Here is a 24,088-nt window from a genome sequence, read left to right on the forward strand (position 1 = left end):
CGCAATTAGCTGTTCCAGGCCGCGGCCGGAACCTCGGCCAGGGCTTTGAATGCAGGCTTGGCGAACCAGTAGCCCTGCATCAGATAAATTCCACAGTCGCTGAGAAAGTCCCGTTCACCGGCGCTTTCAATACCTTCGGCGATGACTGTAACCCCCAACTCCGCACACATTGTGACAATCGCGCGGATGATCGCCTGGCGTACGCGATCCTGGTCCACATCGCGCACCAGCGCCATGTCGAGCTTGATCAGGTCGGGTTGGAAATCCGCCAGCAGGTTCAGCCCCGAGTACCCCGAGCCGAAGTCGTCGATGGCGGTCTTGAAGCCGAATTCGCGGTATTCACGCAGAATATTGGTCAAATGGCGATAGTTATCTACGTGCTGGCTTTCCAGGGTTTCGAAAATCAGCCGGTCCAGGGGAAAACGCTGGGCCCGGGCCGCCTCCAGGGTGCTGCGGATGCACAGTTCCGGCCGGTACACGGCGTTGGGCATGAAGTTGATCGACAGGTGGCTTTGCATCCCCAACTGGGCGGCGAGGGTGATTGCCTGGGTCCGGCAGCGCTGGTCGAAACGGTAGCGATTGCTGTCATTGACCTGGCCCAGCACCGTTCCCGCCCCTTCGCCATTGACCCCGCGCACCAGGGCTTCATGGGCGAAGACCGAGCGGTCCCGCAGATCGACTATGGGCTGGTAGGCGAAGGAAAAATCGAAGCCCAGTGGCTGGCTTTGCTGGCAACCTTCGCAACGGTTGCCGGGCGAGGTCAGGGAAGTGGGGAAGTCAGTCACGGGGACTCCTCGCGTATCAGGGCGCAACCTGGGTTATTTTAGGTGAGCGGCAGGGTTTATGAGAGCCCGCTTGCAGGCGGTAAAGTTGCGACATTTTTCAGCGAGGGGAATTCCAGTGGCGCACAAGCAGGAAGAAGAGGACAAGGTTCGTCTGGATAAATGGCTGTGGGCAGCGCGCTTCTACAAGACTCGTGCCCTGGCCAAGACAGCGATTGAAAGCGGCAAGGTGCATCACCGGGGCGAGCGCTGCAAACCGGGCAAGGAGCCGCGGGTAGGCGATGAATACCAGATTCGCGCCGGCTTCGACGAACGCACCGTGGTGGTCCAGGCCCTGTCCATCGTCCGCCGTGGCGCTCCTGAAGCGCAGGCTCTGTACGCGGAAACCGAGGCCAGCATCGCCAAGCGCGAAGCCGCTGCGGCCCAGCGCAAGGCTGGTGCCCTAGGAGTGAGCACCGACGGTAAACCGAGCAAGAAACAGCGCCGGGACCTGTTCAAGTTCCACGGCAGCAACCACGAATGAAACCGTAGGAGCCGGTAAGCCGGCTCCTACGGGGCTGCTTAGCGCAGCAGGCTGCTGGCGCGCACCACGCTCATGCGCGAGAGCACGGGCATCCGGCTCAACAGGTTGAACAGCGGGTGGGTCAGGCGCAGCAGGAAGTTCGACATCCGCGCCGCGTACGGGGTGTAGTAGCCCCAGCCCAGGGCCAGCACCGCCAGCAGCACACCGCCGATGTAGTCGTCCTGGCCCCAGTGGGCGCCTGCCACCAGGCGCGGCATCATGAACAGCAGGGTCAGGCCCCAGACGATCAGGAACTGGCCGATGCTGCGGCTGAAGATCCCCATGAACAGGCCCCAGATCAGCAGCACCGAAGCGTGGTCGCCCGGGAAGCTCTGGCTGGAGCGGTCCTTGAGTTCCCAGGTCTTTTCCCAGCCCGGGAAGTAGTCGCTCATGTGCACGGCGCCTTCCAGCACCATGGACGGGCTGTTGTGCTGCCAGTTCATGACGGCCACCAGCTTGGAAAACAGCGCGCGAATCACCACCATCAGAATCAGGATCGATAGAAAGCCGAAGAAGGCACGGCGCACGTCCACCGCCTTGAACACCCAGTCACCGCGAATCAGCAGGCCGAGCATGATCAGCCCCACTACGATATCGAACGGCCGCAGGCTGGCCACGGCCCAGATATGCAGCCAGGTCGAGTTGCTTGCCAGAGGGGCGTTGAGGTGGTGGAACAGCCATTCGTCGAAGACCGTGCAGAGCGCCTGCCCGGTGGGCCACAACCAGAAACCCAGCAGGGCCAAAGGGAGTAAATTGCACAGAACCAGCTTGCCGAGGTTCCACCTTGCTTGGAACAAACCCGGATTGTTCATAAAATATCTCCAATCACCGCAAAACTGCACCCTCATGGTGCAAAGCCGCAATTTTCGGTGCTTGTCACCTTTTTGTCATCATTCAGATACCCAGACCTATGACTGATTTGCCGGATACCGACTTCACTCAACGCTTCATCTTCGATGAGAGCGACACCCGCGGCGAGCTGGTGGCGCTGGAGCGCAGTTACGCGGAAGTCCTCGCCAAACACCCCTATCCCGAGCCGGTTGCACAGCTGCTTGGCGAACTGATGGCGGCGGCATCGTTGCTGGTCGGCACCCTGAAATTCGATGGCTTGCTGATTCTCCAGGCCCGTTCCGAAGGCCCGGTGCCGCTGCTGATGATCGAGTGCTCCAGCGAGCGCGAGATCCGTGGCCTGGCCCGTTACGACGCGGAGCAGATCGCCCCTGATGCCACCCTCGCCGACCTGATGCCCAACGGCGTCCTGGCCCTGACCGTGGACCCGACCAATGGCCAGCGCTACCAGGGCATCGTCGACCTGGACGGCACCAACCTGGCGGAATGCTTCACCAACTACTTCGTCATGTCGCAACAGACCGGCACCCGTTTCTGGCTCTATGCCGACGGCCGCAGCGCCCGTGGCCTGCTCCTGCAACAACTGCCCGCCGACCGCCTGCGTGATCAGGAAGAGCGTGACGCCAGCTGGCAGCACCTCACTGCCCTGGCCAGCACCCTGACCGCCGATGAGCTGCTGAGCCTGGACAACGAAACCGTGCTCCACCGCCTGTACCACGAAGAAGCCGTGCGCCTGTTCGACGTGCAGCCGCTGCGTTTTCGCTGCAGTTGCTCGCGGGAACGCTCGGGCAATGCGCTGGTCAGCCTGGGTCTGGAAGATGCCCAGCAACTGGTGGTCGAACATGGCGGCAGCATCGAGATCGATTGCCAGTTCTGCAACGAACGCTACCTGTTCGATGCCGCTGATATCGCGCAATTGTTCGCGGGGGCGGGCGTGGACACGCCGTCAGATACTCGTCACTAAAACGATTCAGCGCAGGTAAATCACCTGGCAAACGCCGGAATTACGCCGTGCTGACGGGAGGGCCCTACTATTTTGGGGCTTTTCTGGCATAATCCGGCGCACTTTTTTCGCGGTAGTAGTGCGCGAGTTTCTACTACAAAACGTTTGGAGCACTCGGCCAATGGCCGACGGGGAACCTCATGACGCAAGCCAATAACGCCGTGTACACCGATCTGAGTGTGGATGATCTGGTCAAAGAAGCCCTGAACCGCGGTGAGGGCGAGCTTGCCGATACCGGCGCTCTGGTGGTTCGCACCGGTCATCGTACCGGCCGTTCGCCAGTGGATCGTTTCATCGTAGAAGAGCCCAGCACCCAGGACGCTATCGCCTGGGGCCCGATCAACCGCAAATTCCCGGCGGCCAAGTTCGACGCCCTGTGGGACCGCGTTGAAGCCTACCTGGGCGAGCGCGAGCGTTTTGTTTCCCATGTGCATGTAGGTTCCGATCCGGCGCACTACCTGCCGGTGAAAATGACCACCGAGACCGCCTGGCACAACCTGTTCGGCCGCTGCCTGTTCATCAACCCCGAGCAGTACAACGCCGGTGGCAAGGATGAGTGGCAGATCCTCAACGCGCCGAACTTCGTCTGCGAGCCAGAGCGCGACGGCACCAACTCCGATGGCACCGTGATCCTCAACTTCGCGGCCAAGAAAGTGCTGATCGCCGGCATGCGCTACGCCGGTGAAATGAAGAAAGCCCTGTTCTCCGTGCAGAACTTCCTGCTGCCGGCTGCCGACGTACTGCCGATGCACTGCGCCGCCAACATGGGCGAAGAAGGCGACGTGACCCTGTTCTTCGGTCTGTCGGGCACCGGCAAGACCACCCTGTCCGCCGACGAAAGCCGTTACCTGATCGGTGACGACGAACACGGTTGGGGCGTGGGCGTGGTGTTCAACATCGAAGGCGGTTGCTATGCCAAGTGCATCGACCTGTCGGAAAAGAACGAGCCGGTGATCTGGAAAGCCATCCAGCACGGTGCCGTTCTGGAAAACGTGGTGATCGACCCGGTCACCAAGAAAGCCGACTACGCCGACGACAGCCTGACCCAGAACAGCCGCGCCGCCTACCCGCGCGAGCTGATCGAAAAACGCGCACCGAAGAACCTCGGTGGCGAGCCTAACGCCGTGATCTTCCTGACCTGCGACCTGACCGGCGTACTGCCGCCGGTGTCGATCCTCAGCGAAGAACAAGCCGCCTACCACTTCCTGTCCGGCTACACCGCTCTGGTGGGCTCGACTGAAATGGGTTCGGGCTCGGGCATCAAGTCGACCTTCTCCACCTGCTTCGGCGCACCGTTCTTCCCGCGTCCGGCGGGCGAATACGCCGAGCTGCTGATCAAGCGCATCCGCGGCTTCGGCTCCAAGGTCTACCTGGTCAACACCGGCTGGACCGGCGGTGGCTACGGCGTGGGCAAACGCTTCAACATCCCCACCACCCGTGGCGTGATTGCAGCGATCCAGAGCGGCGCGCTGATCGGTGCCGAGACCGAGCACCTGGACATCGTCAACCTGGACGTGCCAAAAGCCGTACCGGGCGTTGAAACCGGCCTGCTCAACCCACGCAACACCTGGGCTGACAAAGCCGCCTACGACGAAGCCGCCAAGGCCCTGGCCGGCCTGTTCATCGAGAACTTCAAGAAGTTCGACGTGAGCGACGCGATCAAGGCTGCTGGTCCGAAGCTGTAAGCTTCGACCTGCCATTAAAAAGCCGCCCTTCGGGGCGGCTTTTTTGTGCGCAGCTGTAGCCGCAGGCGCAGGCTGCGATGGGATGCGCGGCATCCCCTGGGCCAGCCAGACACCCTCACGTCTTCAAGTGCAACACCAGCGCCCCCAGCAACACCAGCACCACCCCCGTCACCTGCACCGCCGTCAGCCGCTCCTTGAAGAACACATAGCCCAGCACCGCAGCGATGCCGCCGGACAGAGTGCTGATTACCGTCACCACCGACACCGAGCCGCTCATGGCACCCCAGGAAAAGGCGAAGAAGGCGCCCAGGTTCATCAGGCTGGTGGAGGCCAGCAGGCCGCAGTTCTTCAGCGGCGGGATCTTCAGCCCGTCCGCAACTTTGAGCACCATCAGCAGCATCACGCCGCTGCCCACCGCGTAACCCAGCCAGAGCATGCTGATCGGCCCCAGTTGCGGCAGGGTGTAGCGGCCCTGCAGCCAGAAGCTGGTGCCATAGAGGAAGGCCGAGAGCAGGGCGAAGAAGATCGAGCGGCCGGCGGCGGTGCTGTGGGGCAGCTTGGAGTCCGAGTGCAGGCTGGAGAGGATCACGCCGATCACGCACAACAGGATGCACATGAGCTGCAGCGGGCTGATCTGCTCGCCACTGGCCCAGGACAGCAAGGTGGTGACCACACCGTAGGAGGTCACCAATGGGGCGACGATGGAGGCTTTGCCCAGGGCGAAGGCCTTGCCCAGGGCCAGGGCGCCGGAGACGGTGAAGGCCGCGGCGACCACGCCCATCAGCCAGACCTCCAGGGGCGCGGCCATGGCCTTGAGCAGGAAGGCGGGAAAGATCGTCAGCAGCAGGCTCATCAGGGTGAACCCCAGGCTCTGGCTGAAGAACACCGCACGTTTCACGCCCACGGCGCGCACGTTGAGCCCCACGAGAAAATCGGTGCCGCCCCAGAGCAGGGCGGCGAGCAAGCCCATCAGTACGTCCACGGCATTTCCTTATGTACTGCCGTGAACCTTAGAGGCCTTCCAGCTCCTGAGTGTCCCAGCGTTGCTCCTTGAGCGCCCGGTACAGCATGCCGATGGTCAGCGGGAGCTTGTCTCCCCGACCCTTGGCGCGACGCTTGAGGGACACATCGTAGCCTTCGGGCTGGAAGTAGCGATAGCTGTCGAAATCGACAAAATCGATATCAAACTGTTCTTCCAGAGCGTTGAGTAAATGACGGGCGTCGGCGCCGTCGCAACCCAGGTCGAGATTGATCGCGGTGTTCAGGCGAAGAGTCTTGCGCTCGGGCAGGCCTATTTCCTCATGCAGCAGTTGCATGAGCTGGCGCATGATGACGTCGTCGGGAAAGCCGGGGGCCAGTTGCATGGTCGGGGTTCACTTGCGGTTTCCAGGAGCTGCAGTGTAAGGCGAGTAGGGGTTTGGCTTGCAAGTGCTCGGAGGTCGGGACGGGGGGCGTTGCTCCGGGTAGGCAAGACTGTCGTTTTGCGCTGTATTTACGGCGCCAGGCCGAGCATTGGCGGGCAAAACTGTGTATGGTTCGCCGCTGATGGGTGGGGCGGGACAGAGGTCCGGCCATCGTTATCTACAGGGATTTTGTTATGGCTTTTTTCCGCCTGGCGGCGTTGTTGTGGCTAGGGATGCTGATGAGTCCGGTGCAGGCTCAGTCGTTGTCGCTCCAGGTGCTGGATGCGGTGGTCAAGGACGCGGTACTGGCCGATGCCGAAGTGCAGTTGGGGCAGGCTTCCGGGCGGACCGATGCCCAGGGGCGAGTGACGCTGGAGGCCGCCGATTCGCCGGGCAGTGAACTGCTGATCCGCAAGCTCGGTTATGCCGACCTGCGGGCCAAGTGCCCGTGCCAGGGGCTGAGCTACGCCATGAGCCCGGTGCTCAAGGATCCGCAAAGCCTGCGCGTGGTGCTGAGCTGGAGTGCACCGGGGGAAGACCTGGATGCGCATTTGAGTTATCCCCACCGGTTGCTGTATTACGCCACCGGCACCGGGCCGGGGGCGCGGATGAATGTGGATAGCACCGACAGCCGCGGGCCGGAGACCCTCACCATCGAACAGCCTGTGCCGGGCGATGCCTACGTGTATGCGGTGCACGACTTTACCAACGGCAATAATCCCGAATCCTTGCGCCTGGGCCGCAGCCAGGCGCAGGTCTTTGTCTATAAGGGTCCGACGCTGATGCGCAGCTACCGGGTGCCACAGAACCGCCAGGGCAACCTCTGGGTAGTGTTTCGCCTGACGGCCAATGGCCAACTGCAGGACATCGATCGGGTGCTGCAAGGCAACGAGGAAGTGGAGTCGCGGATGAGCGACCTCGATCCGCTGCTACTGGCCAATGGCAAGCCCATCGATGAAGTGCTGGCCAGGGACGAGGGGCCGGTGGATGCCAAGAGCCTCAACCAGAAAGGCGAGGCTTCCTACCGCAAGGGCGACTTCGGCAGTGCGGGTATCTACTATCGCGAAGCCATCGAGCTGGATCCAGGCTTTGCCCAGGCCTACAGCAACCTGGCGCTGTCCAACCGCAAGAACAGCCGCCCCGACGAGGCCGTGGCCGCCGATCGCCAGGCAATCGCCCTGGCCAGTGGCCCGTCGGCACCCACCATACGCGCCAGCGCCTACTACGACATGGGGCGCATCTACGAAGATGCCGGGCAATTGGTCACGGCGCTGGAGCACTACCGCAAGGCCCGGGAGCAGAAGGCCAACCCGGTGTACGACAAGGCGATAGAGCGGTTGCAGAACCGCTGATCACACAGGCAGAAGTTATCTCCACAACGCGCCGGCAGTGGCGCGTTGTGCATTTATGGAGGTTGGTATGCGAATTCGTGTTTTCCCCTGGTTGCTGGCGCTGTGTCTGACCACAGGGGTGGCCCAGGCGGCCGGGCCGCTGGTGTTCGCCACCATCGACCGCAGTGGCTGGCCGAATCCGCTGACCAGCGCCGCAGATTTCGATACCGCCTCCCGGGCCGAGATTCTGATGTTCAGCAAAGCCCTGCTGGCCACCGAGGCCTTGGATGACAAGGCCCTCAAGCAGCGGCTTGGAGTGCGGCAGCTTGACCGCAAGTCGGTGGATCAACTGCGCCAGCGTTTTTGGGACCAATTGCTGGACAACTACCGGCAGGCCAGCCAGGGCTGTGATGGCCAGCCTTTCTGTCTGCAGGTACGCAACCTTGGGGAGCTGCGGCAACTGGCGGCCAGTTTCACCGGCGCCAGCAAGGCGGCCTACGGCGCCTGGGGTGAGGCCAGTGGGCAGTTTCATCAGCAGTACCTCAATGAACAGCTGCGCCTGGCCGCCTTGTTTCCCGCCGTCAGCAGTGAGATCCAGCGCATGGACCCGGCAGAGCGCCTGGGCGACGAACTGGCAGACCGGCAGTTTCTGCTGACCTTCGACGATGGGCCGAGCCTGAGAGACGGGCCTACGGATCAGTTGATCGAGGTGCTGCGGGCCTACGATCTGCATAGCCTTTTCTTTGTCCTGGGGGACTCGTTTCAGGCGCGCCTGAGCCAGTCTTCGGCAGGGAAAATGCGCGAGTTGTACGACGGTCAGTGTGTGGGCGTACACGGCTGGGAGCACAAGTCCCACTCCTCCTGGAACGAATGGCAAAGCTCGGTGATTCGCAGCGCCAACTTGGCCAACCGCACGTTGACCAATGAGTACCTGCCGCTGTTCCGGCCGCCATACGGGCAGCGTCGCAGTGACAGCGCCGGGTTCTTCAAGGCCCAGGGGGTGCAGGTGATGCTGTGGAACATCGACTCCCAGGACTGGAGCAAGAAGGTCGGCGCCGAGGCGGCCGCGCAGCGGGTGCAGACACTGATGCTGCTCTGGCGCCGGGGCATCATTCTGTTCCATGACACCCATGCCAAGGCCGCCCAGGCGGTGCCGGCCTTGCTCAAGGCCAATCAGCACAACGGCGTGCAGTGGCTGGATTGCCGGACCTTGCGCTAGCGGTGGCCTCCTTTAGCGGCAAGCCGGCTCCTGCGCTGGGGCTGGCTTGCCGATGAAGCTTCTTGTGCCCGGTATCATCCGGTAGCGCTTTTCCTTCGACCTTTTCTGGCCCCGCCGACCTGTCCCGCTAGTCTTCAAGACAGGTCAGCGGTCCAAGGAGTGACCCTTATGCACAGCACCCTGGAACAGGTCTTCGGTTATCCACAGTTTCGTCCGGGCCAGGAGGCCGCGGTCAGCGCGGTGCTCGCCGGGCGCTCGGCGGCAGCGATCTTTCCCACCGGCTCGGGCAAGTCCCTGTGCTACCAGTTGCCGGCCCTGCTGCTGCCGCACCTGACCCTGGTGGTCTCGCCGCTGCTGGCGCTGATGCAGGACCAGTTGGCCTTCCTCCAGCGCCACGGCATTGCCGCTGCCAGCATCGACTCGGCCCAGGGCCGGGATGAAGCCAATGAGGTCATGGCCCGGGCTCGTTCCGGGGAGCTGAAGATCCTGATGATCTCGGTGGAGCGGCTGAAGAACGAACGCTTTCGCAATTTTCTGCAACAGGTGCCCATCTCCCTGCTGGTGGTGGACGAGGCGCACTGCATCTCCGAATGGGGCCACAACTTCCGCCCCGACTACCTGAAACTGCCGGACTACCAGCGCCAGTTCAACATCCCCCAGGCCCTGCTACTGACGGCCACGGCGACCCCCAAAGTGATCGCCGACATGCAGGCCAAGTTCGCCATCGCCCAGCAGGACGTAGTAACCACCGGTTTCTACCGGCCCAACCTCAACCTGCTGGTGGAGCCGGTACCGGGGGCCGACAAGCGTCGGCGGCTGGTGCAGTGGATGAGCGCCCGGGCCGGGCAGCCGAGCATTGTCTACGTGACCCTGCAGAAAACCGCCGAGCAGATCGCCGAGCACCTGAGCCAGCAAGGCATCGCCGCCGAGGCCTATCACGCCGGCCTGCCCCATGAGCAGCGCGAGTCGATCCAGCGTCGCTTCATGGAGGGCCGCAGCCACTGCATCGTCGCCACCATCGCCTTCGGCATGGGCATCGACAAGAGCGACATCCGCAACGTGGTGCACTTCGATCTGCCCAAGTCCATCGAGAACTACAGCCAGGAAATCGGTCGTGCCGGGCGCGACGGCCAGCCTTCGGATTGCCTGGTGCTGGCCAACCGCGACAGCCTCAACGTGCTGGAAAACTTCGTCTACGGCGACACCCCGGAATTGAGTGGCATCCGTTGTGTGCTGGAGGAGTTGCAGGCATCGGCGGCGGACGGGCAATGGGAGTTCCTGCTCGGCCCCCTGGCGGACCAGAGCAACATTCGCCAACTGCCACTCAAGACCTTGCTGGTGCAGTTGGAACTGCGGGGCCTGATCGCGCCGCGCTATGCCTATTTCGCGGAATATCGCTTCAAACTGCTGCTGGAAACCGAGGCCCTGCTGGCGCGTTTCGAGGGCGAGCGGAGGGACTTCGTCGAGGCCGTGATCAACACTTCAAGCCGCGCCAGGACCTGGGCCACGGTGAACTTCGACGCGCTCTACGAGCAGTACCAGGCGCCGCGCAACCGGGTGGTCAAGGCCCTGGATTACTTCCAGGAAAAAGGCTGGGTAGAGCTGGAAAGCAAGCAGATGACCGAGGTCTACAGCCTGTTGCAGACGGACTTTGACCTGGCGGCACTGAGTGCCGACCTGCACGGTTATTTCACCCGCCACGAGGGCAGTGAGATTGCGCGGATCCACGCCATGCTCGACCTGTTCGCCACCGAGCAGTGCCTGGGTTACCGCCTGGCGGAGTATTTCGGCGACCGGCACGCACCCCAGCGTTGCGGGCATTGTTCGGTGTGCCATGGCCAGGTGGCGCGGCTGCCGGAGCCGCCGGTTCTGTCCGCGCTTGTGGATAAGAGTTTCGACGGGCTGTGTGGCCACTTTATCCACAGGCACCAGCAGCACACCGGCGATGTACCCGGGGCGGAACGCCTGACCCGTTTTCTCTGTGGTATCAGCGTGCCGTTGTTCACCCGGCTCAAGGCTCGGAGCATCCCCGGTTTCGCGGCACTGGAAGATTACCCTTATGCCGCGGTGCGGGCGTGGTGCGAGGCCCATTTGCCAGGCTAAAAATCCATCTGCTGAATGCTGCTCATCACAGGAATAAATTTCAAAAATGATGAGGGCCTGACTATGGTGGGGGCTGTCTTTGGATCGCCCACAAGAGAGCCAACATGAGCCAGACAGCTTTCGATATTCAGCGCGCCGCCGTGATCGGTGCCGGCACCATGGGCCGTGGCATTGTCATGTGCCTGGCCAATGCCGGCCTGCCGGTACTGTGGCTGGACAACAACCCGCAGATGCTCCAGCAGGCTCTGGCGGCGGTGGCGGACACCTACGCCCACAACGTGCGCCAGGGGCGCATCGATCAGGCCGAGGCCGATGCGCGGGTGGCGCGGATCAAGCCGGCGGCGGATTATCCACAGCTCGCCGACGTGGACCTGGTGATCGAGGCGGTCTACGAAAACCTCGAACTCAAGCAGCAGATCTTTCGTCAGCTGGACGCGACCCTCAAGCCCGAGGCGATCCTTGCCAGCAACACCTCGGCCCTGGATATCGACGCGATTGCCGCAGTCACCCAGCGGGCGCCACAGGTACTGGGCCTGCACTTCTTCAGCCCGGCCCACATCATGAAACTGCTGGAGGTGGTGCGCGCGGCCAAGACCGCTCCTGCGGTGCTCGACGCTGCCCTGGCCCTGGGGCAGCGTATGGGCAAGGTCAGTGTCGTGGCGGGCAACTGCTTCGGCTTCATCGGCAATCGCATGCTCAACACCTACGTGCTCGAGGCGCGCAAGATGCTGCTGGAAGGGGCGTTTCCCTATCAGGTGGATGGCGCCTTGCAGGGGTTCGGTTTCGCCATGGGCCCGTTCCGCATGTATGACGTGGTGGGCATCGACCTGGGCTGGCGCGCCCGGCAACTGGACGGTGTGGGCCAGGATGCGCCCGAGGTGCAGATCGACAACCGGTTGTGCGAGTCGGGTCGTTTCGGCCAGAAGAGTGGCGACGGCTACTACCACTACGAACCCGGCAGCCGCCAGGCCGAGCATGACCTGCAGGTGGATGCGCTGGTGCTGCAGGTCAGCGAGGAGCTGGGTTACCGGCGCCGGGACATCGGCCCCGAGGAGATCCTCGAGCGCTGCCTGCTGGCGCTGGTCAACGAAGGGGCGAAGATTCTCCAAGAGGGCATCGCCCAGTCGGCCGCCGACATCGACCGGGTCTATCTCAATGGCTACGGTTTTCCCAAGGATCAGGGTGGGCCGATGAGCTGGGCGGATGTCCAGGGGCTGGAGCAGGTCCGTCAGCGTTTGCAGCACCTGCAAGCCGAGCACGGGGCGCATTGGCGCCCGGCGCAGTTGATCGAGGAACTGGCCGCGGCCGGAAAAGGGTTTGCCCAGGCTTAGCTGCCTGGGGTGAAATGCCGGGCGATCAACCGATCGCCCGGCCTTCAAACGATGGGAGAGAGCCCTGATGTCCGAGCCTATGCCGCAACGCGGCGACTATCGCCATTTCCAGCCGATCATCACCCGCTGGCATGACAACGATGTCTACGGCCACGTTAACAATGTCACCTACTACAGCTTCTTCGACACGGCGGTGAACACCTACCTGATCGAACGGGGCGGGCTGGATATCCATGACGGCGAGGTGGTGGGGTTCGTGGTCAGCTCGGCCTGCGATTACTTTGCGTCCATCGCCTTTCCCGAACGCATCGAGATCGGTTTGCGGGTCGGCAAGCTGGGCAACAGTTCAGTGCAGTACGAACTGGCGGTGTTCAAGGCGGGAGAGGCGGATGCCTGTGCAGCGGGGCGTTTTGTCCATGTGTTCGTGGACCGGGCATCGAACCAGCCGGTGCCGATTCCGCCCGCATTGCGAGCGGCCCTGGAACAGCTGCTGGTGGCGTGAACGTCGATAATTGATCTGGAATCTGTAGCCGCTGCCGTAGGCTGCGATCGGCTCCGCAGGAGACGCTAACCTGTCTCCACGAGCCGCCTGACACACCGCAGCGCCTGCTCTGGCGAGCCCTGCGGCCTCGCTCGCAGCTTGCGGCAGCGGCTACAGGGGATCAGTCGCGGTAGTGGCGGTGCTTGCGATGCCCGTAGGCATGGCCACGGCCACGGTGGCCGTCGCGGTAGTAGCGGCGGTCGTCGCGGCCGCGGTAGTCGCGATCTTCCCGGGCACTTTCATTGCCCATGTAGTTGCCCAGCGCGCCGCCGGCGCCACCGCCTGCCGCTGCGCCGATCAGGCTGCCGGTGTTGCCGCCCATGCTGCGGCCCACCACGTTGCCGCCGGCTGCGCCCAGGGCGCCGCCAATGGCTGCCTGGCCACGGCTGCGTTTGTCCGCGCCCACTGCGCTACCGCCGGCGCCGCCCAGGGCCGCACCGATGGCGGAACCGGTATTGCCGCCGATCTGCTGACCGACCACCGAGCCTAGAACCCCGCCCAATGCGCCGCCCACACCTGCTTCAGTGGTGCCACCGGCAGAGGCGACGCCGCTGACCAGGCCAAGGGACAACAAGAGAATCGAGGAGAACTTCATAGAGGAGCCTCAAAGGGATGACGGCGCGATCCTGAGGCTGTACCACGACGCTTACAAACGAAATCCGACGAATAGCACGAGTTGTACACAATCTCGTAACTTATTGTTTTTATTGCGGAACTTAAGTGGTTTTTACGGGTCTTTAGCTACTTCGGAACGGCCGCTTTTATGCAAGAGCGGCCTTTTTTGTGTCCGCGATTTAGAGTCGTGGGGAAGCGTTCGCCGGCAAGCCGGCTCCTACGGCTTACCTGTCAACCGTAGGGGCTGGCTTGCCAGCGAAGAGACCCTCAAGCCAGGAGTCAGGCCGAGCGAGCCATGATCAGGCCGCTGTCGCTGGCCGCTTCCAGGCGAATGGCGATGAACTTGGAAGTCGGGGTGTGGCTGCCATCGCCGGTGCTTTCCAACGGTACCAGCGGGTTCACTTCCGGGTAGTAGGCCGCGGCCTGGCCGGCCGGAATGTCGAAGGCTAGCAAGGTGAAGCCCTTGACCCGACGCTCACGGCCGTCATCCCACAGGGACACGATGTCGGCTTTCTGCCCCGGCTTGAAGCCCAGGCGGATGATGTCTGCCTCATTGGCGAACAGCACATCGCGCTGCCCCTTGACCCCGCGGTAGCGGTCATCGAGGCCGTAGATGGTGGTGTTGTACTGATCGTGGGAACGCATGGACTGCAGGATCAGGTCCGGCAGTTGCCCGGTGGCCCGGGTGCGTTCGTGGATCAGGTCCTTGGGCAGCAGGTTGGCGCGGAAATTGGCGCGTCCCGAAGGGGTGTTCCACTGGCGCGAGCCGGCGCTGTTGCCCAGGTAGAAGCCGCCCGGGTGCTTGAGCCGTTCATTGAAGTCCTTGAAGCCGGGAATGGTGTCGGCGATCAGGTCACGGATGCGCCCGTAGTCCGCTGCCAGCCAGTTCCAGTCCACCGGTTGGCTGCCCAGAGTCGCGGCGGCGATGCCGGCGAGGATCCACGGCTCGGAGCGCATCTGCGACGACAGCGGCTGCAGCTGGCCGTTGGAGGCGTGGACCATGCTGAAGGAGTCTTCCACGGTCACCGCTTGCGGGCCGCCCGCCTGCTGGTCGATATCGGTACGCCCCAGGCATGGCAGGATCAGTGCGTCCTTGCCGTGGGCCAGGTGGCTGCGGTTGAGCTTGGTGCTGATCTGCACGGTGAGGTCGCAGTTGCTCAGGGCCTGGAAGGTGCGCGGGCTGTCCGGGGTAGCCTGGGCGAAGTTGCCTCCCAGGCCGATGAATACCTTGGAGCGGCCTTCGAGCATGGCGTGGATCGCCTCTACCACGTTGTGGCCGTTGTCCCGGGGGGCCTTGAACTGGAAGCGCCGCTCCAGGGAGTCGAGGAAGGCCACTGGCGGGCGTTCGTTGATGCCCATGGTGCGGTCGCCCTGCACGTTGCTGTGGCCACGCACCGGGCACAGCCCGGCGCCGGGCTTGCCGATGTTGCCGCGAAGCAGCATCAGGTTGGCGATTTCCTGGATGGTCGGCACCGAGTGGCGGTGCTGGGTGATGCCCATGGCCCAGCACATGATCACGTTCTTGCCCTTGGCGTACATGCGTGCCGCTTGCTCGATTTCCACCAGGGCCAGGCCGGACTGCTCGACGATCTGCTCCCACGGGGTGTCGTCGATGGTGCCCAGGTAGTCGAGCACGTTGGCGGTGTGGGCGTTGAGGAAATCGTGGTCGAATACCGACGCTGTCCCGGCTTTCTGCGCATCGCGCTCCCACTGCAAAAGGAACTTGGCCATGCCCCGCAGCAGCGCCATGTCGCCGCCCAGGGCCGGGCGGAAATAGGCGGTGTTGGTCGGTCGATTGCCGTTGGTGAGCATTTCGAGCGGGTTCTGCGGGTGCTGGAAGCGTTCCAGGCCGCGCTCCTTCAACGGGTTGACGCATACCACCTGGGCGCCGCGCTTCACTGCTTCGCGCAGCGGTTCGAGCATCCGCGGGTGGTTGGTGCCGGGGTTCTGGCCCCAGACGAAAATAGCGTCCGCGTGTTCGAAATCGTCAAAAGTCACGGTGCCCTTGCCGACTCCGACGCTTTGCGCCAGGGCTACGCCGCTGGCCTCGTGGCACATGTTCGAACAGTCGGGGAAGTTGTTGGTGCCGTAAGCGCGCACGAACAATTGATACAGGTACGCCGCTTCGTTGCTGGCCCGGCCCGAGGTATAGAACTCGGCCATGTCCGGGCTGGGCAGGTTGCGCAGATGCTTGGCGATCAGGCTGAAGGCGTTTTCCCAAGTGATGGGCTGGTAGCGGTCGGTGTCGGCGTTGTAGCGCATCGGCTCGGTCAGACGGCCCTGGTACTCCAGCCAGTAATCACTTTGTTCCAGCAGCGAGGTGACGCTGTGTTTGGCGAAGAAGGCCGCGTCCACCCGGCGCTTGGTGGCTTCCCAGTTCACCGCCTTGGCACCGTTCTCGCAGAATTTGACCATGCCGCTTTCCGGCGAGTCGCCCCAGGCGCAGCCCGGGCAGTCGAAGCCGCCGTTCTGGTTGGTCTTGAGCATCATGCGGATGTTCTTCAGCGCGTTGTCGCTGGTCAGCCAGGCCTGGGCCACGCTGATCAGGGCACCCCAGCCACCGGCGGGTCCCTTGTAGGGCTTGTAGCGGGCTACGGGTTTCTGATCGGCTTGGTTATGTGTACTCACGGGCGACTCTCCATCGCAGGCTGCTGACCCGCAGCGCACGCTCGGCGGCAGGTGGACAAGGTTGAGACGCTGCTCGCGCGGCCAGCGTCTGGCCGGGCAAATGCCTTCGCGTACTAGCGTTCGAGGGATGCTGTGGGGCTGGCTGGCAGCGAGTGCGGGTGCCCGTTTCGCCGGGGCTGGCGCCGCGCCGGGGTGACCAGCGGCGTAACGGCTCCCAAGACTAAGCGCGGCAATCTGTCGCGTCTAATTGCTAGTACTGATCTATTGATAGATGGCGTCGATCAAGAATCGCCGAAGGATTGCTGGTAGAGGGCGAAGCAGGCTTGCGCCAGGGCCGAGCGCGGCGCGCTGCGGCGCATGATCAGGCCCAGGCGGGCCAGGGTCTGGGCATCGGCAATGGGTTGCAGGCGCAGGTGCTCGGTGAGGGTTTCCAGGCTGCTGTCCAGAGGCATCACGGCGCAGCACAGGCCGCCATGGACCATCTGCACCAGCTGATGGACGGCGTCGGTCTGCAGCACCGGCTGCGGTTGCAGGCCGCGGATGTGGAAGTTGTGGTCGATGGACTGGCGAAAGTGCATGCCGCTGGTGAGCAGGCCCAGGGGCAGTTCGATCAGCGCCTCCCAGCTCAGGGGCTGCTCGCCGAAGCTGAAGTGCCGGTGGTCGTAGAGCAGGCCCATGTGGGTCGGTTCCAGGGGCAGGGAGTCGAAATTCTCGCTGTCCAGGCGCTCCAGGTAGGAAACCCCGAGGTCCAGGCGATTGCTGGCCAACTGTTCGAGGATCTGTTCCGAGCTCAGGGACGAGAGTTCGAAGCGCAGGTTCGGGTGCTCGGCATGCAGGCGCTGCAGCAGTGGCTGGGGATTGAAACTCGACAGCGGCACCACCCCTACGCGCAGGGTGCCCACCAGGTTGCCGCGGCAGGCGGCGGCCTCGGCCAATAGCCCGTCATGGGCGGTGAGCACGGTGCGGGCCCACGCCAGCACCCGCTCGCCGGGTGCGGTGAAGCCTTCGAAACGCTGGCCGCGCTTGACCAGCGGCAAGTCGAGCTCTTCTTCCAGGCTGCGCAGGCGCATGGAGAGGGTCGGCTGGGTGATGTGGCAGCGCGCGGCGGCTTGGCCGAAATGCCGGGTTTCGTCGAGGGCGATGAGGAATTTCAGCTGCTTGAGGTCCATCTTCGCTCCGGAGCGGCAAAAGGCTGGGATTCTACCGCGGGCCTGTGACCTTGGGTCACTGGTCGCCCGGGAACCTCATCCGGCCAGGCTGGTCTAGTCTTTCGCGTCTGGATCTATCAACCAAGGAGTGTGCGACATGAGCATTTTCAGCTTTGTGAAGGAAGCCGGTGAGAAACTGATCGACCTGTTGACCCCGGGTAACGCCAATGCCAGTGAGCAACTCAAGGAGCACATCGAAAAGGTTGGCCTGGGCAATCCCAATGTTCATGCCACGGTGGAAGGTGACAAGGTGATTGTCAGCGGTGAAGTGGCGAGCCAGGAAGAGAAGGAGAAGATCCTGCTGGCCCTGGGCAACATTTCCGGCGTCGGCAGTGTCGAGGACCAGATCACCGTGACCGGTCCGGCGGTGGTTTCTGCGGTATTCGTCACCGTGAAGAAAGGCGACACCCTGAGCGCCATCGCCAAGGTGCAGTACGGCGATGCCAACAAGTACAACAAGATCTTCGAGGCCAACAAGCCGCTGCTGTCCCACCCGGACAAGATTTACCCGGGCCAGGTGCTGCGTATTCCCGAATGATCGGTTCTCTTCGCGGGCAAGCCCGCTCCCACGGGGTTCTGTAGGAGCGAGCTTGCCCGCGAAGGGCTTCACAAGCCTTCGATCAACGCCCGGTAATCCCCCACCGCCGCGAACTCCGCGGTGTCTTTCGGCCCTCTGCGGCTGTCCGGCTGGCTCACCGCCAGCAACTGCGCCACACCAAAGTCCCGCGCACTGCGCAGGATGGGCAGGGTGTCGTCGATGAACAGGCTGCGGGCCGGGTCGAACCGGATATCGGCCTGCAAGGCGTCCCAGAACTGGGGGCTTTCCTTGGGGAAACCGTAGTCGTGGGAACTGATCAGGCGTTCGAAGTATGGCGCCAGTTCGATCCGTTCCAGCTTCAATGACAGGGAGTCGCGATGGGCGTTGGTGATCAGGATCACCCGCTTTCCGGCTTGCTTGATGGCTGCAAGAAAGGTGTCTGCGTCCGGACGCAGGGCGATCAGGTGCGCGGTTTCCAGCTTCAACTCGCGCACCGGCAGTTGCAGTTCGGCGCTCCAGAAGTCCAGGCAATACCACTGCAACTGGCCGGCGTTGCGTTCGAACAGGGGCTGCAGCTCCAGCTCGGCCATGGCCCGGCTGACCCCGTGCAGCTCGGCGTAGCGTTGGGGCAGGTGTTCCATCCAGAAATGGTTGTCGTAGTGCAGGTCCAGCAAGGTGCCGTCCATGTCCAGCAGGACGGTATCGATCTGGTGCCAGGGCAGTAGGGCCATCGAACACTTCTCCAGTGGTAAGAAAACAGCCGACCGGCGGGGTCGACAAGGCCAGTGGGGCAGGGAGGCCCGGTCACTAGAACGGATAGAAAGGAGCCGCCTCGAAGAGGGCGGTCACACGCAGTAAACAATAGGTTCCGCCGTGGTGCTGTGCACCGGCAATCTGCAACCCAGTCACTTTAAAACAGGCTGTATAGTAACCCGCTATCGCCAAGGAGCCCGCTATGCGCCAGAAACCCACCGTACTCGCCCGCGAGATCGTCGCCACCAGTCGTCTGTTCTGTGTCGAAGAGGTGCAGTTGCGGTTTTCCAATGGCGTCGAACGTACCTATGAGCGCCTGGTGGGCAAGGGCGCCGGCTATGGCGCGGTGATGATCGTGGCAATGCTCGACGCCGAGCATGCAGTGTTGGTGGAGGAATACTGCGGAGGCACCGACGCCTACGAGCTGTCGTTGCCCAAGGGCCTGATCGAGCCGGGGGAGGATGTGCTGGCAGCGGCCGAGCGCGAGCTCAAGGAAGAGGCCGGGTTTGGCGCGCGGCAACTGGAGCACCTGACCGAGCTGTCGCTGTCCCCGGGCTACATGAGCCAGAAGATCCAGGTAGTGCTGGCCACCGATCTGTATGAAGAGCGCCTGGAAGGCGACGAGCCGGAGCCGATGCGGGTCGACAAGGTCAACCTGCGCGAACTGGCGAGCCTGGCGCAGAACCCTCAGTTCAGCGAAGGCCGGGCCCTGGCTGCGCTGTACCTGACCCGCGACCTGCTGAGCCAGCGCGGGGTCTTTCAAGCATGAGCGAGACGTCAATGAATTTTCCCCACCCCTTGCTGGCGCCGGTTGCCGAGCTGGCCCTGCGTGCCGGTGAAGCGATCCTGCCGTTCTGGCGCGCCGATGTGGCGGTCAATCACAAGGCCGACGAGTCGCCGGTGACCGCCGCCGACCTGGCCGCCCATCACCTGATCGTGGCCGGCCTCACGGCCCTGGACCCGAGCATCCCGGTGCTGTCCGAAGAGGATGCGGACATTCCCCAGGCCACCCGCGCCAGCTGGCAGCGCTGGTGGCTGGTGGACCCGCTGGACGGCACCAAGGAATTCATTTCCGGCAGTGAAGAATTCACCGTCAATATCGCCCTGATCGAGCAGGGGCGGGTGGTGTTCGGCGTGGTGTCGATGCCCACCAGTGGCCGCTGCTACCTGGGCGGTGCCGGCCTTGGGGCCTGGCGCGTGGATCGCGGGCAGGCACCGCAGGCGATCCAGGTGCGTGAGCAACCGGGGGCCGGCGAGGCGTTTACCGTGGTGGCCAGCCGCCGGCATTCGAGCCCGGAGCAGGAACGTCTGCTCAGTGGTTTGAGCGCCGCCCTGGGTGAATTGCAACTGGCCAATATCGGCAGTTCGCTGAAGTTCTGCCTGCTGGCCGAAGGCGCGGCGGACTGCTATCCGCGCCTGGCGCCCACCTCGCAGTGGGACACCGCGGCGGCCCAGGGCGTGCTCGAAGGCGCGGGCGGCGAGGTGCTGGATCTCAGCGGTGCGCCGTTCTGCTATCCACCTCGGGAGTCGTTGCTCAACGGCTTCTTCCTGGCCCTGCCGGCCAAGGCGCCCTGGCGCGCCAAGTTGCTGGAACTGGCCCGCTCCTGATCACCTCGCGGCGACTTGCCGCTGCCACCCTTGTGCAGGAGCCGGCTTGCCGGCGACGGGGCCCTTGGGCCCTGTGCAAGCATTTCCGGCCTCTTCGCTGGCAAGCCAGCTCCTACAGATTTGAGCCGGGTCGCAAACGGGTTAGCGGTGCAGGACGTACTGGCCGGTAAAACGCACGGCGTCTTCTGCGCTGCCGGCATTGACGACCCGGGTGTGCAAGGTCAGCCGGGCACGGCCGTAGCGCTGATACATGGCGAGGAATTTGTTCCAGACCTTGTCATCCGGTGCGGCGCAGATCGCCACGGCGTCGCCGGTCACCGGCAGCGGGTAACTGATCTGGCCTTCCTGGATGACGATGTGCCCGTCATCGATGCCCTGTTCCTTGAGCCGCAGGTGCAGCCAGCCCCAGCCGGCGAGCACCGCACCGCAGTACAGGCTGCCGCCGAACATGGTGCTCTTGTGGTTGACGTTGGCCTCCAGGGGCAAGTGCAGGCGCAACTCTTGCACCTGCCAGTCGAGCACCTGCAGACCCATGTCCCGTGTCAGGGGGATGTCGCGGTGGAGGATGGATTCCAGGTATCGACTGTCGCGATTCATGCCGGGGCCTCAGGGGTCAAGGGAATAACGGAACGCTTCATTCTGATTCGTCGCCGGGCTGGTTGGCGCCGCCGTCGGCGAAGTTCAAACCGTGCTTGCGCAGCTTGTCGTGCAGGGTCTTGCGCGGAATCCCCAGGGCTTCGGCGAGGCTGCGCATGGAGCTGTGGGGCTGGGCCATTTCAGCGGCGATCAGGGTCTTTTCGAAGTGCTCCACCTGCTCGCTCAAGCCACCTTCGATCAGGCTCGGGGCCGCAGCCGCGAGAGTACCCGGCTCGCTGTTGTCCAGGGCCAGTTCCAGGCCCAGGGCGAAGCGTTCGGCGGCGTTCTGCAGCTCGCGCACGTTGCCCGGCCAGCTGTGGCGCAGCAGCAAGGCACGGTGTCCGGGTTGCAGTTCCTGGGGCGGCAGGCCGTGGCGGGTGCTGGCTTCGTCGGCGAAGTGCTGGAACAGCATCAGCACGTCTTCGCCACGCTCGCGTAGCGGTGGAATGCGCAGCGGCGCGACGTTCAGGCGGTAGTAGAGGTCGGCGCGAAAGCGTCCCTGGTCCGCGGCCTGGCGCAGGTCTTCCTTGGTCGCGGCGATGATGCGGATATCCAGCGGGATCAATTGATTGCCCCCCAGGCGTTCCACCACCCGCTCCTGCAGCAGGCGCAGCAGCTTGACCTGGACATCCAGGCTCATGCTTTCGATCTCATCGAGGAACAGGGTGCCGCCGTTGGCAAATTCGAACTTGCCGATGCGGCGTTTCTGCGCGCCGGTGAAGGCCCCCGGCTCGTGGCCGAACAGCTCGCTTTCCACCACCGACTCCGCCAGGGCACCGGCGTTGATCGCCACGAACGGCCCGTTGCGCCGTCCGGAGAGATCGTGCAGGGCACGGGCCACCACTTCCTTGCCGGCGCCGGTCTCGCCGAGGATCAGCACATCGGCCCGGGTCGCCGCCAGGGCGCCGATCTGCTGGCGCAGGCGCAGCATCGGCGGCGACTGGCCTACCAGCCGCGCACTGAGTTCCTGACGGTCGCTGAGGGCCAGGCGCAGGCTGCGGTTGTCCAGCACCAGGCGCCGCCAGTCCAGGGCGCGGCGCACGCTGTCCAGCAGGGCATCGCTGGCGAAGGGCTTTTCCAGAAAGTCATAGGCGCCGGCACGCATGGCCTGCACGGCCAGGGGCACGTCGCCGTGGCCGGTGATCAGCAGCACCGGCAGTTCCGGGTCCTGGGCATGCAGCTGGTTGAGCAGCTCCAGGCCGTCCATGCCGGGCATGCGGATGTCGCTGACCACCACCCCCGGCCAATCCCGCTCCAGGCGCGGCGCCAGGCCCTGGGCTTCGGCGAGGGACAGCACCTTGAGCCCCGCCAGGTCCAGGGTCTGGCTCAGGGCCTGGCGCAGGTGGGGATCGTCGTCGATCAGCACCACTTGCAACTGAGGATCGAGGCTCTCGGGATGGCTCATCGCTCACTTTCCAGATCGTGTCGGGGCCGGGAGCGCCGGGCCGGACAGGGTTGATATCGGGTTGCCGCTCTGCTTCATACCCCGCGGTCCTCGGAGGGCTGCAGGCTGACTCCGGGGGCCCCGGCCCGCAGGCGCAGGGTGATCAGGGCCCCGCCTTCGCGGTGGTTGGCGAATGACAGTTCACCACCGAAGGCACGCATCAGGGTGTCGCAGATGGCCAGCCCCAGGCCCAGGCCCTGAGTACGGGTCTTGGTGGTGTAGAACGGCTCTCCGGCGCGACCCAGCGCTTCCATGCAGAAGCCCGGACCGTTGTCGCGAATGTACAGGTTGACGCCGGTGGCGGTGGATTCGGCACTCAGCCAGAGTTTGCGCGGTGGGCCTTTTTCGGTCAGGGCATCCAGGGCGTTGGCCAGCAGATTGCCAAGCACCTGGCGCAGGCGGGTTTCCCCGGCTTCGACCCACAGGGTGGCAGCCGGCAGGTCGCGGATCAGTTCCACTTCCATGGCCCGGCGGCGCTTGGCCAGTAGCGCCAGGGCGTCGTCCAGGGCCGGTTGCAGGGCCACGCTTTCCGGGGCGTGGTGATCGCGCCGGGCGAAGGCCCGCAGGTGGGCAATGATCGAGGCCATGCGCCCGGTCAGTTCGCTGATCAGCTTGAGGTTGCCTCGGGCGTCGTCGGTGCGCTGGTGGTCCAGCAGCACTTCGGCGTTCTCGGCATAGCTGCGGATCGCCGCCAGGGGCTGGTTGAGCTCGTGGCTGATGCTGGCCGACATGGTGCCCAGAGCCGAGAGCTTGCCGGCCTGGACCAGGTTGTCCTGGGCCCGCACCAGTTCCTGCTGGGCGGTTTCGCGCTCCAGCACTTCCTGCTTCAGGCGCCGGTTGAGGCTTTCCAGGTCGCTGGTGCGCTCGGCCACACGCATCTCCAGCTCGCGCCGCGCCTTGGCTTCGAAGGCGATCCGCTCCAGGTAGTGGCGGCGGCGCTGCATCATCAGGCCGAGCAACAGCATCAGCACCAGCAGCGCGGCGGCGCCCACGGCCACTACCGTGCGCACCGGCCGGTCGATCAGAGTGCGCGGTGCGAGGATGCTCACGGCCCAGCGGGTTTCGTCGATCTGCTGGGTCTGGGTCAGCCAGGCATTGGGGTTGAGGTTCAGCGGCCTTGGGTCGCGAGTCGGATAGGGCTGGATGGCGACGATCGCCTGGCGTTCCTCGTCGCTCAGCGGCCGGGTCGCGCGAAAGCGCCATTCCGGGCGCGAGGTGAGGATCACCACGCCATTGTGGTCGGTCATCAGCAGCTGTTCCGGGGTCTTGCCCCACAGGCTTTCGGTGTGGTCCAGGTCGACCTTGACCACCAGCACGCCAAGGATCCGCTCGCCATCGCGCACCGCGGCAGCAAAGAAGTAACCGCGCTTGGCCGAGGTGGTGCCCAGGCCGAAGAAGCGCCCCAGGCGCCCGGCCATGGCCTCGCTGAAATAGGGGCGGAAGGCGAAATTGCGACCGACGAAGCTGTCGTGCTTGTCCCAGTTGGAGGCCGCCAGGGTCTTGCCGCTGGTGTCCATCAGGTACATCACCTCGGCGCCGGTCTGGGCACTGATGTTCTTCAGCAGGCGGTTGGCGTTGCCCTGGGTCACGCCATCGTCCGGGGCGCCGAGTACCGCGCGCAGTGCCGGCAAGTCGCCGAGGATCTGCGGCAGCACTTCGTAGCGGTGCAGGGTGCCCAGCAGGTTGGCCACGTACAGGTCGAGGGTCTGGCGGTTCTGGCTGGTCAGCTCGTTGCGGTAGTAGCGCTCCGCCAGATGCTCCAGCGGCCACAGCAACGGCGCCAGGCACAGTGCCAGCAAGGCCAGGCTGCGCCAGCGAGGGCGACGGGGAAGGGGTGGGGTCATGGAAA

At 64.1% G+C, this 24,088-nt stretch carries 22 protein-coding genes; 11 read left to right on the plus strand and 11 right to left on the minus strand.

Going from position 1 to position 24,088, the window contains the following annotated elements:
• Positions 1-5 precede the first annotated feature (5 nt).
• A complete protein-coding gene (rimA, locus tag PFLCHA0_RS01430) occupies positions 6-785 on the minus strand; it encodes a S6 modification regulatory phosphodiesterase RimA (RefSeq protein WP_015633769.1) in 780 nt (259 codons plus the stop codon).
• 115 nt (positions 786-900) lie between these two features.
• Between rimA and PFLCHA0_RS01435 the strand changes: the two genes are divergently transcribed.
• Positions 901-1,305: an RNA-binding S4 domain-containing protein gene (locus tag PFLCHA0_RS01435; RefSeq protein ID WP_011058659.1), complete on the plus strand. Its 405-nt coding sequence runs from the start codon at positions 901-903 to the stop codon at positions 1,303-1,305.
• 38 nt (positions 1,306-1,343) lie between these two features.
• Here the strand turns inward: PFLCHA0_RS01435 and PFLCHA0_RS01440 are convergent, their stop codons facing one another.
• A complete protein-coding gene (locus tag PFLCHA0_RS01440) occupies positions 1,344-2,156 on the minus strand; it encodes a phosphatase PAP2 family protein (RefSeq protein WP_011058660.1) in 813 nt (270 codons plus the stop codon).
• 98 nt (positions 2,157-2,254) lie between these two features.
• Here PFLCHA0_RS01440 and hslO point away from each other — a divergent pair, with 98 nt between their 5' ends.
• Complete coding sequence (gene hslO, locus PFLCHA0_RS01445) at positions 2,255-3,157, plus strand: Hsp33 family molecular chaperone HslO (protein WP_011058661.1); 903 nt, start codon at positions 2,255-2,257, stop codon at positions 3,155-3,157.
• 179 nt (positions 3,158-3,336) lie between these two features.
• A complete protein-coding gene (locus tag PFLCHA0_RS01450) occupies positions 3,337-4,881 on the plus strand; it encodes a phosphoenolpyruvate carboxykinase (protein WP_011058662.1) in 1,545 nt (514 codons plus the stop codon).
• 115 nt (positions 4,882-4,996) lie between these two features.
• Here PFLCHA0_RS01450 and PFLCHA0_RS01455 read toward each other — a convergent pair whose 3' ends face one another.
• Together PFLCHA0_RS01455 and PFLCHA0_RS01460 are read right to left on the minus strand one after the other, a co-directional pair.
• Positions 4,997-5,851 (minus strand): DMT family transporter, encoded by an 855-nt coding sequence (locus PFLCHA0_RS01455; RefSeq protein WP_172621755.1) that lies wholly within the window; start codon positions 5,849-5,851, stop codon positions 4,997-4,999.
• A 40-nt stretch (positions 5,852-5,891) separates the two neighbouring features.
• Positions 5,892-6,245, minus strand: a complete 354-nt coding sequence (locus tag PFLCHA0_RS01460; protein WP_011058664.1) for a DUF1493 family protein — start codon at positions 6,243-6,245, stop codon at positions 5,892-5,894.
• A 233-nt stretch (positions 6,246-6,478) separates the two neighbouring features.
• Between PFLCHA0_RS01460 and PFLCHA0_RS01465 the strand changes: the two genes are divergently transcribed.
• The 5 genes from PFLCHA0_RS01465 (at position 6,479) to PFLCHA0_RS01485 (ending at position 12,770) form a co-directional block, all read left to right on the plus strand.
• Complete coding sequence (locus PFLCHA0_RS01465) at positions 6,479-7,636, plus strand: YfaP family protein (protein ID WP_015633773.1); 1,158 nt, start codon at positions 6,479-6,481, stop codon at positions 7,634-7,636.
• 67 nt (positions 7,637-7,703) lie between these two features.
• Positions 7,704-8,834, plus strand: coding sequence for a polysaccharide deacetylase family protein (locus PFLCHA0_RS01470; protein WP_015633774.1), 1,131 nt, complete (start codon positions 7,704-7,706; stop codon positions 8,832-8,834).
• Positions 8,835-9,002: 168 nt separating this feature from the next.
• Complete coding sequence (locus tag PFLCHA0_RS01475) at positions 9,003-10,937, plus strand: RecQ family ATP-dependent DNA helicase (protein ID WP_015633775.1); 1,935 nt, start codon at positions 9,003-9,005, stop codon at positions 10,935-10,937.
• 104 nt (positions 10,938-11,041) lie between these two features.
• Positions 11,042-12,268, plus strand: coding sequence for a 3-hydroxyacyl-CoA dehydrogenase (locus PFLCHA0_RS01480; RefSeq protein ID WP_015633776.1), 1,227 nt, complete (start codon positions 11,042-11,044; stop codon positions 12,266-12,268).
• Between the two features lie 67 nt (positions 12,269-12,335).
• Positions 12,336-12,770: an acyl-CoA thioesterase gene (locus PFLCHA0_RS01485; protein ID WP_011058669.1), complete on the plus strand. Its 435-nt coding sequence runs from the start codon at positions 12,336-12,338 to the stop codon at positions 12,768-12,770.
• Between the two features lie 160 nt (positions 12,771-12,930).
• Here PFLCHA0_RS01485 and PFLCHA0_RS01490 read toward each other — a convergent pair whose 3' ends face one another.
• The 3 genes from PFLCHA0_RS01490 to PFLCHA0_RS01500 form a co-directional block, all read right to left on the minus strand.
• Positions 12,931-13,404, minus strand: coding sequence for a YMGG-like glycine zipper-containing protein (locus tag PFLCHA0_RS01490; RefSeq protein ID WP_011058670.1), 474 nt, complete (start codon positions 13,402-13,404; stop codon positions 12,931-12,933).
• A gap of 299 nt (positions 13,405-13,703) precedes the next feature.
• Positions 13,704-16,052: an FdhF/YdeP family oxidoreductase gene (locus tag PFLCHA0_RS01495; RefSeq protein ID WP_015633777.1), complete on the minus strand. Its 2,349-nt coding sequence runs from the start codon at positions 16,050-16,052 to the stop codon at positions 13,704-13,706.
• 281 nt (positions 16,053-16,333) lie between these two features.
• A complete protein-coding gene (locus tag PFLCHA0_RS01500; RefSeq protein ID WP_015633778.1) occupies positions 16,334-17,221 on the minus strand; it encodes a LysR family transcriptional regulator in 888 nt (295 codons plus the stop codon).
• A gap of 136 nt (positions 17,222-17,357) precedes the next feature.
• Between PFLCHA0_RS01500 and lysM the strand changes: the two genes are divergently transcribed.
• Positions 17,358-17,798, plus strand: coding sequence for a peptidoglycan-binding protein LysM (gene lysM, locus PFLCHA0_RS01505; protein WP_011058673.1), 441 nt, complete (start codon positions 17,358-17,360; stop codon positions 17,796-17,798).
• A 68-nt stretch (positions 17,799-17,866) separates the two neighbouring features.
• On the opposite strand, the gene yrfG is transcribed toward lysM, so the two are convergent.
• Entirely contained in the window at positions 17,867-18,529 is a 663-nt protein-coding gene (gene yrfG / locus PFLCHA0_RS01510; protein ID WP_015633779.1) for a GMP/IMP nucleotidase, read from the minus strand.
• A gap of 224 nt (positions 18,530-18,753) precedes the next feature.
• Between yrfG and nudE the strand changes: the two genes are divergently transcribed.
• Positions 18,754-19,320 carry an ADP compounds hydrolase NudE gene (nudE, locus tag PFLCHA0_RS01515; protein ID WP_011058675.1) on the plus strand — a complete coding sequence of 189 codons (567 nt, stop codon included), beginning with the start codon at positions 18,754-18,756 and terminating at the stop codon, positions 19,318-19,320.
• Between the two features lie 11 nt (positions 19,321-19,331).
• Positions 19,332-20,159, plus strand: coding sequence for a 3'(2'),5'-bisphosphate nucleotidase CysQ (cysQ, locus tag PFLCHA0_RS01520; RefSeq protein ID WP_011058676.1), 828 nt, complete (start codon positions 19,332-19,334; stop codon positions 20,157-20,159).
• A gap of 141 nt (positions 20,160-20,300) precedes the next feature.
• Here the strand turns inward: cysQ and PFLCHA0_RS01525 are convergent, their stop codons facing one another.
• The 3 genes from PFLCHA0_RS01525 to PFLCHA0_RS01535 form a co-directional block, all read right to left on the minus strand.
• Positions 20,301-20,756: a YiiD C-terminal domain-containing protein gene (locus PFLCHA0_RS01525; protein ID WP_015633781.1), complete on the minus strand. Its 456-nt coding sequence runs from the start codon at positions 20,754-20,756 to the stop codon at positions 20,301-20,303.
• Positions 20,757-20,793: 37 nt separating this feature from the next.
• Positions 20,794-22,200 carry a sigma-54-dependent transcriptional regulator gene (locus PFLCHA0_RS01530; protein WP_015633782.1) on the minus strand — a complete coding sequence of 469 codons (1,407 nt, stop codon included), beginning with the start codon at positions 22,198-22,200 and terminating at the stop codon, positions 20,794-20,796.
• Between the two features lie 74 nt (positions 22,201-22,274).
• The gene (locus PFLCHA0_RS01535) at positions 22,275-24,083 is read right to left on the minus strand and encodes a sensor histidine kinase (protein ID WP_011058679.1); all 1,809 of its coding nucleotides are present in this window, start codon (positions 24,081-24,083) and stop codon (positions 22,275-22,277) included.
• Positions 24,084-24,088 lie beyond the last annotated feature (5 nt).

Origin of the sequence: Pseudomonas protegens CHA0, from assembly GCF_000397205.1 — a bacterium.
GTDB lineage: Bacteria > Pseudomonadota > Gammaproteobacteria > Pseudomonadales > Pseudomonadaceae > Aquipseudomonas > Aquipseudomonas protegens.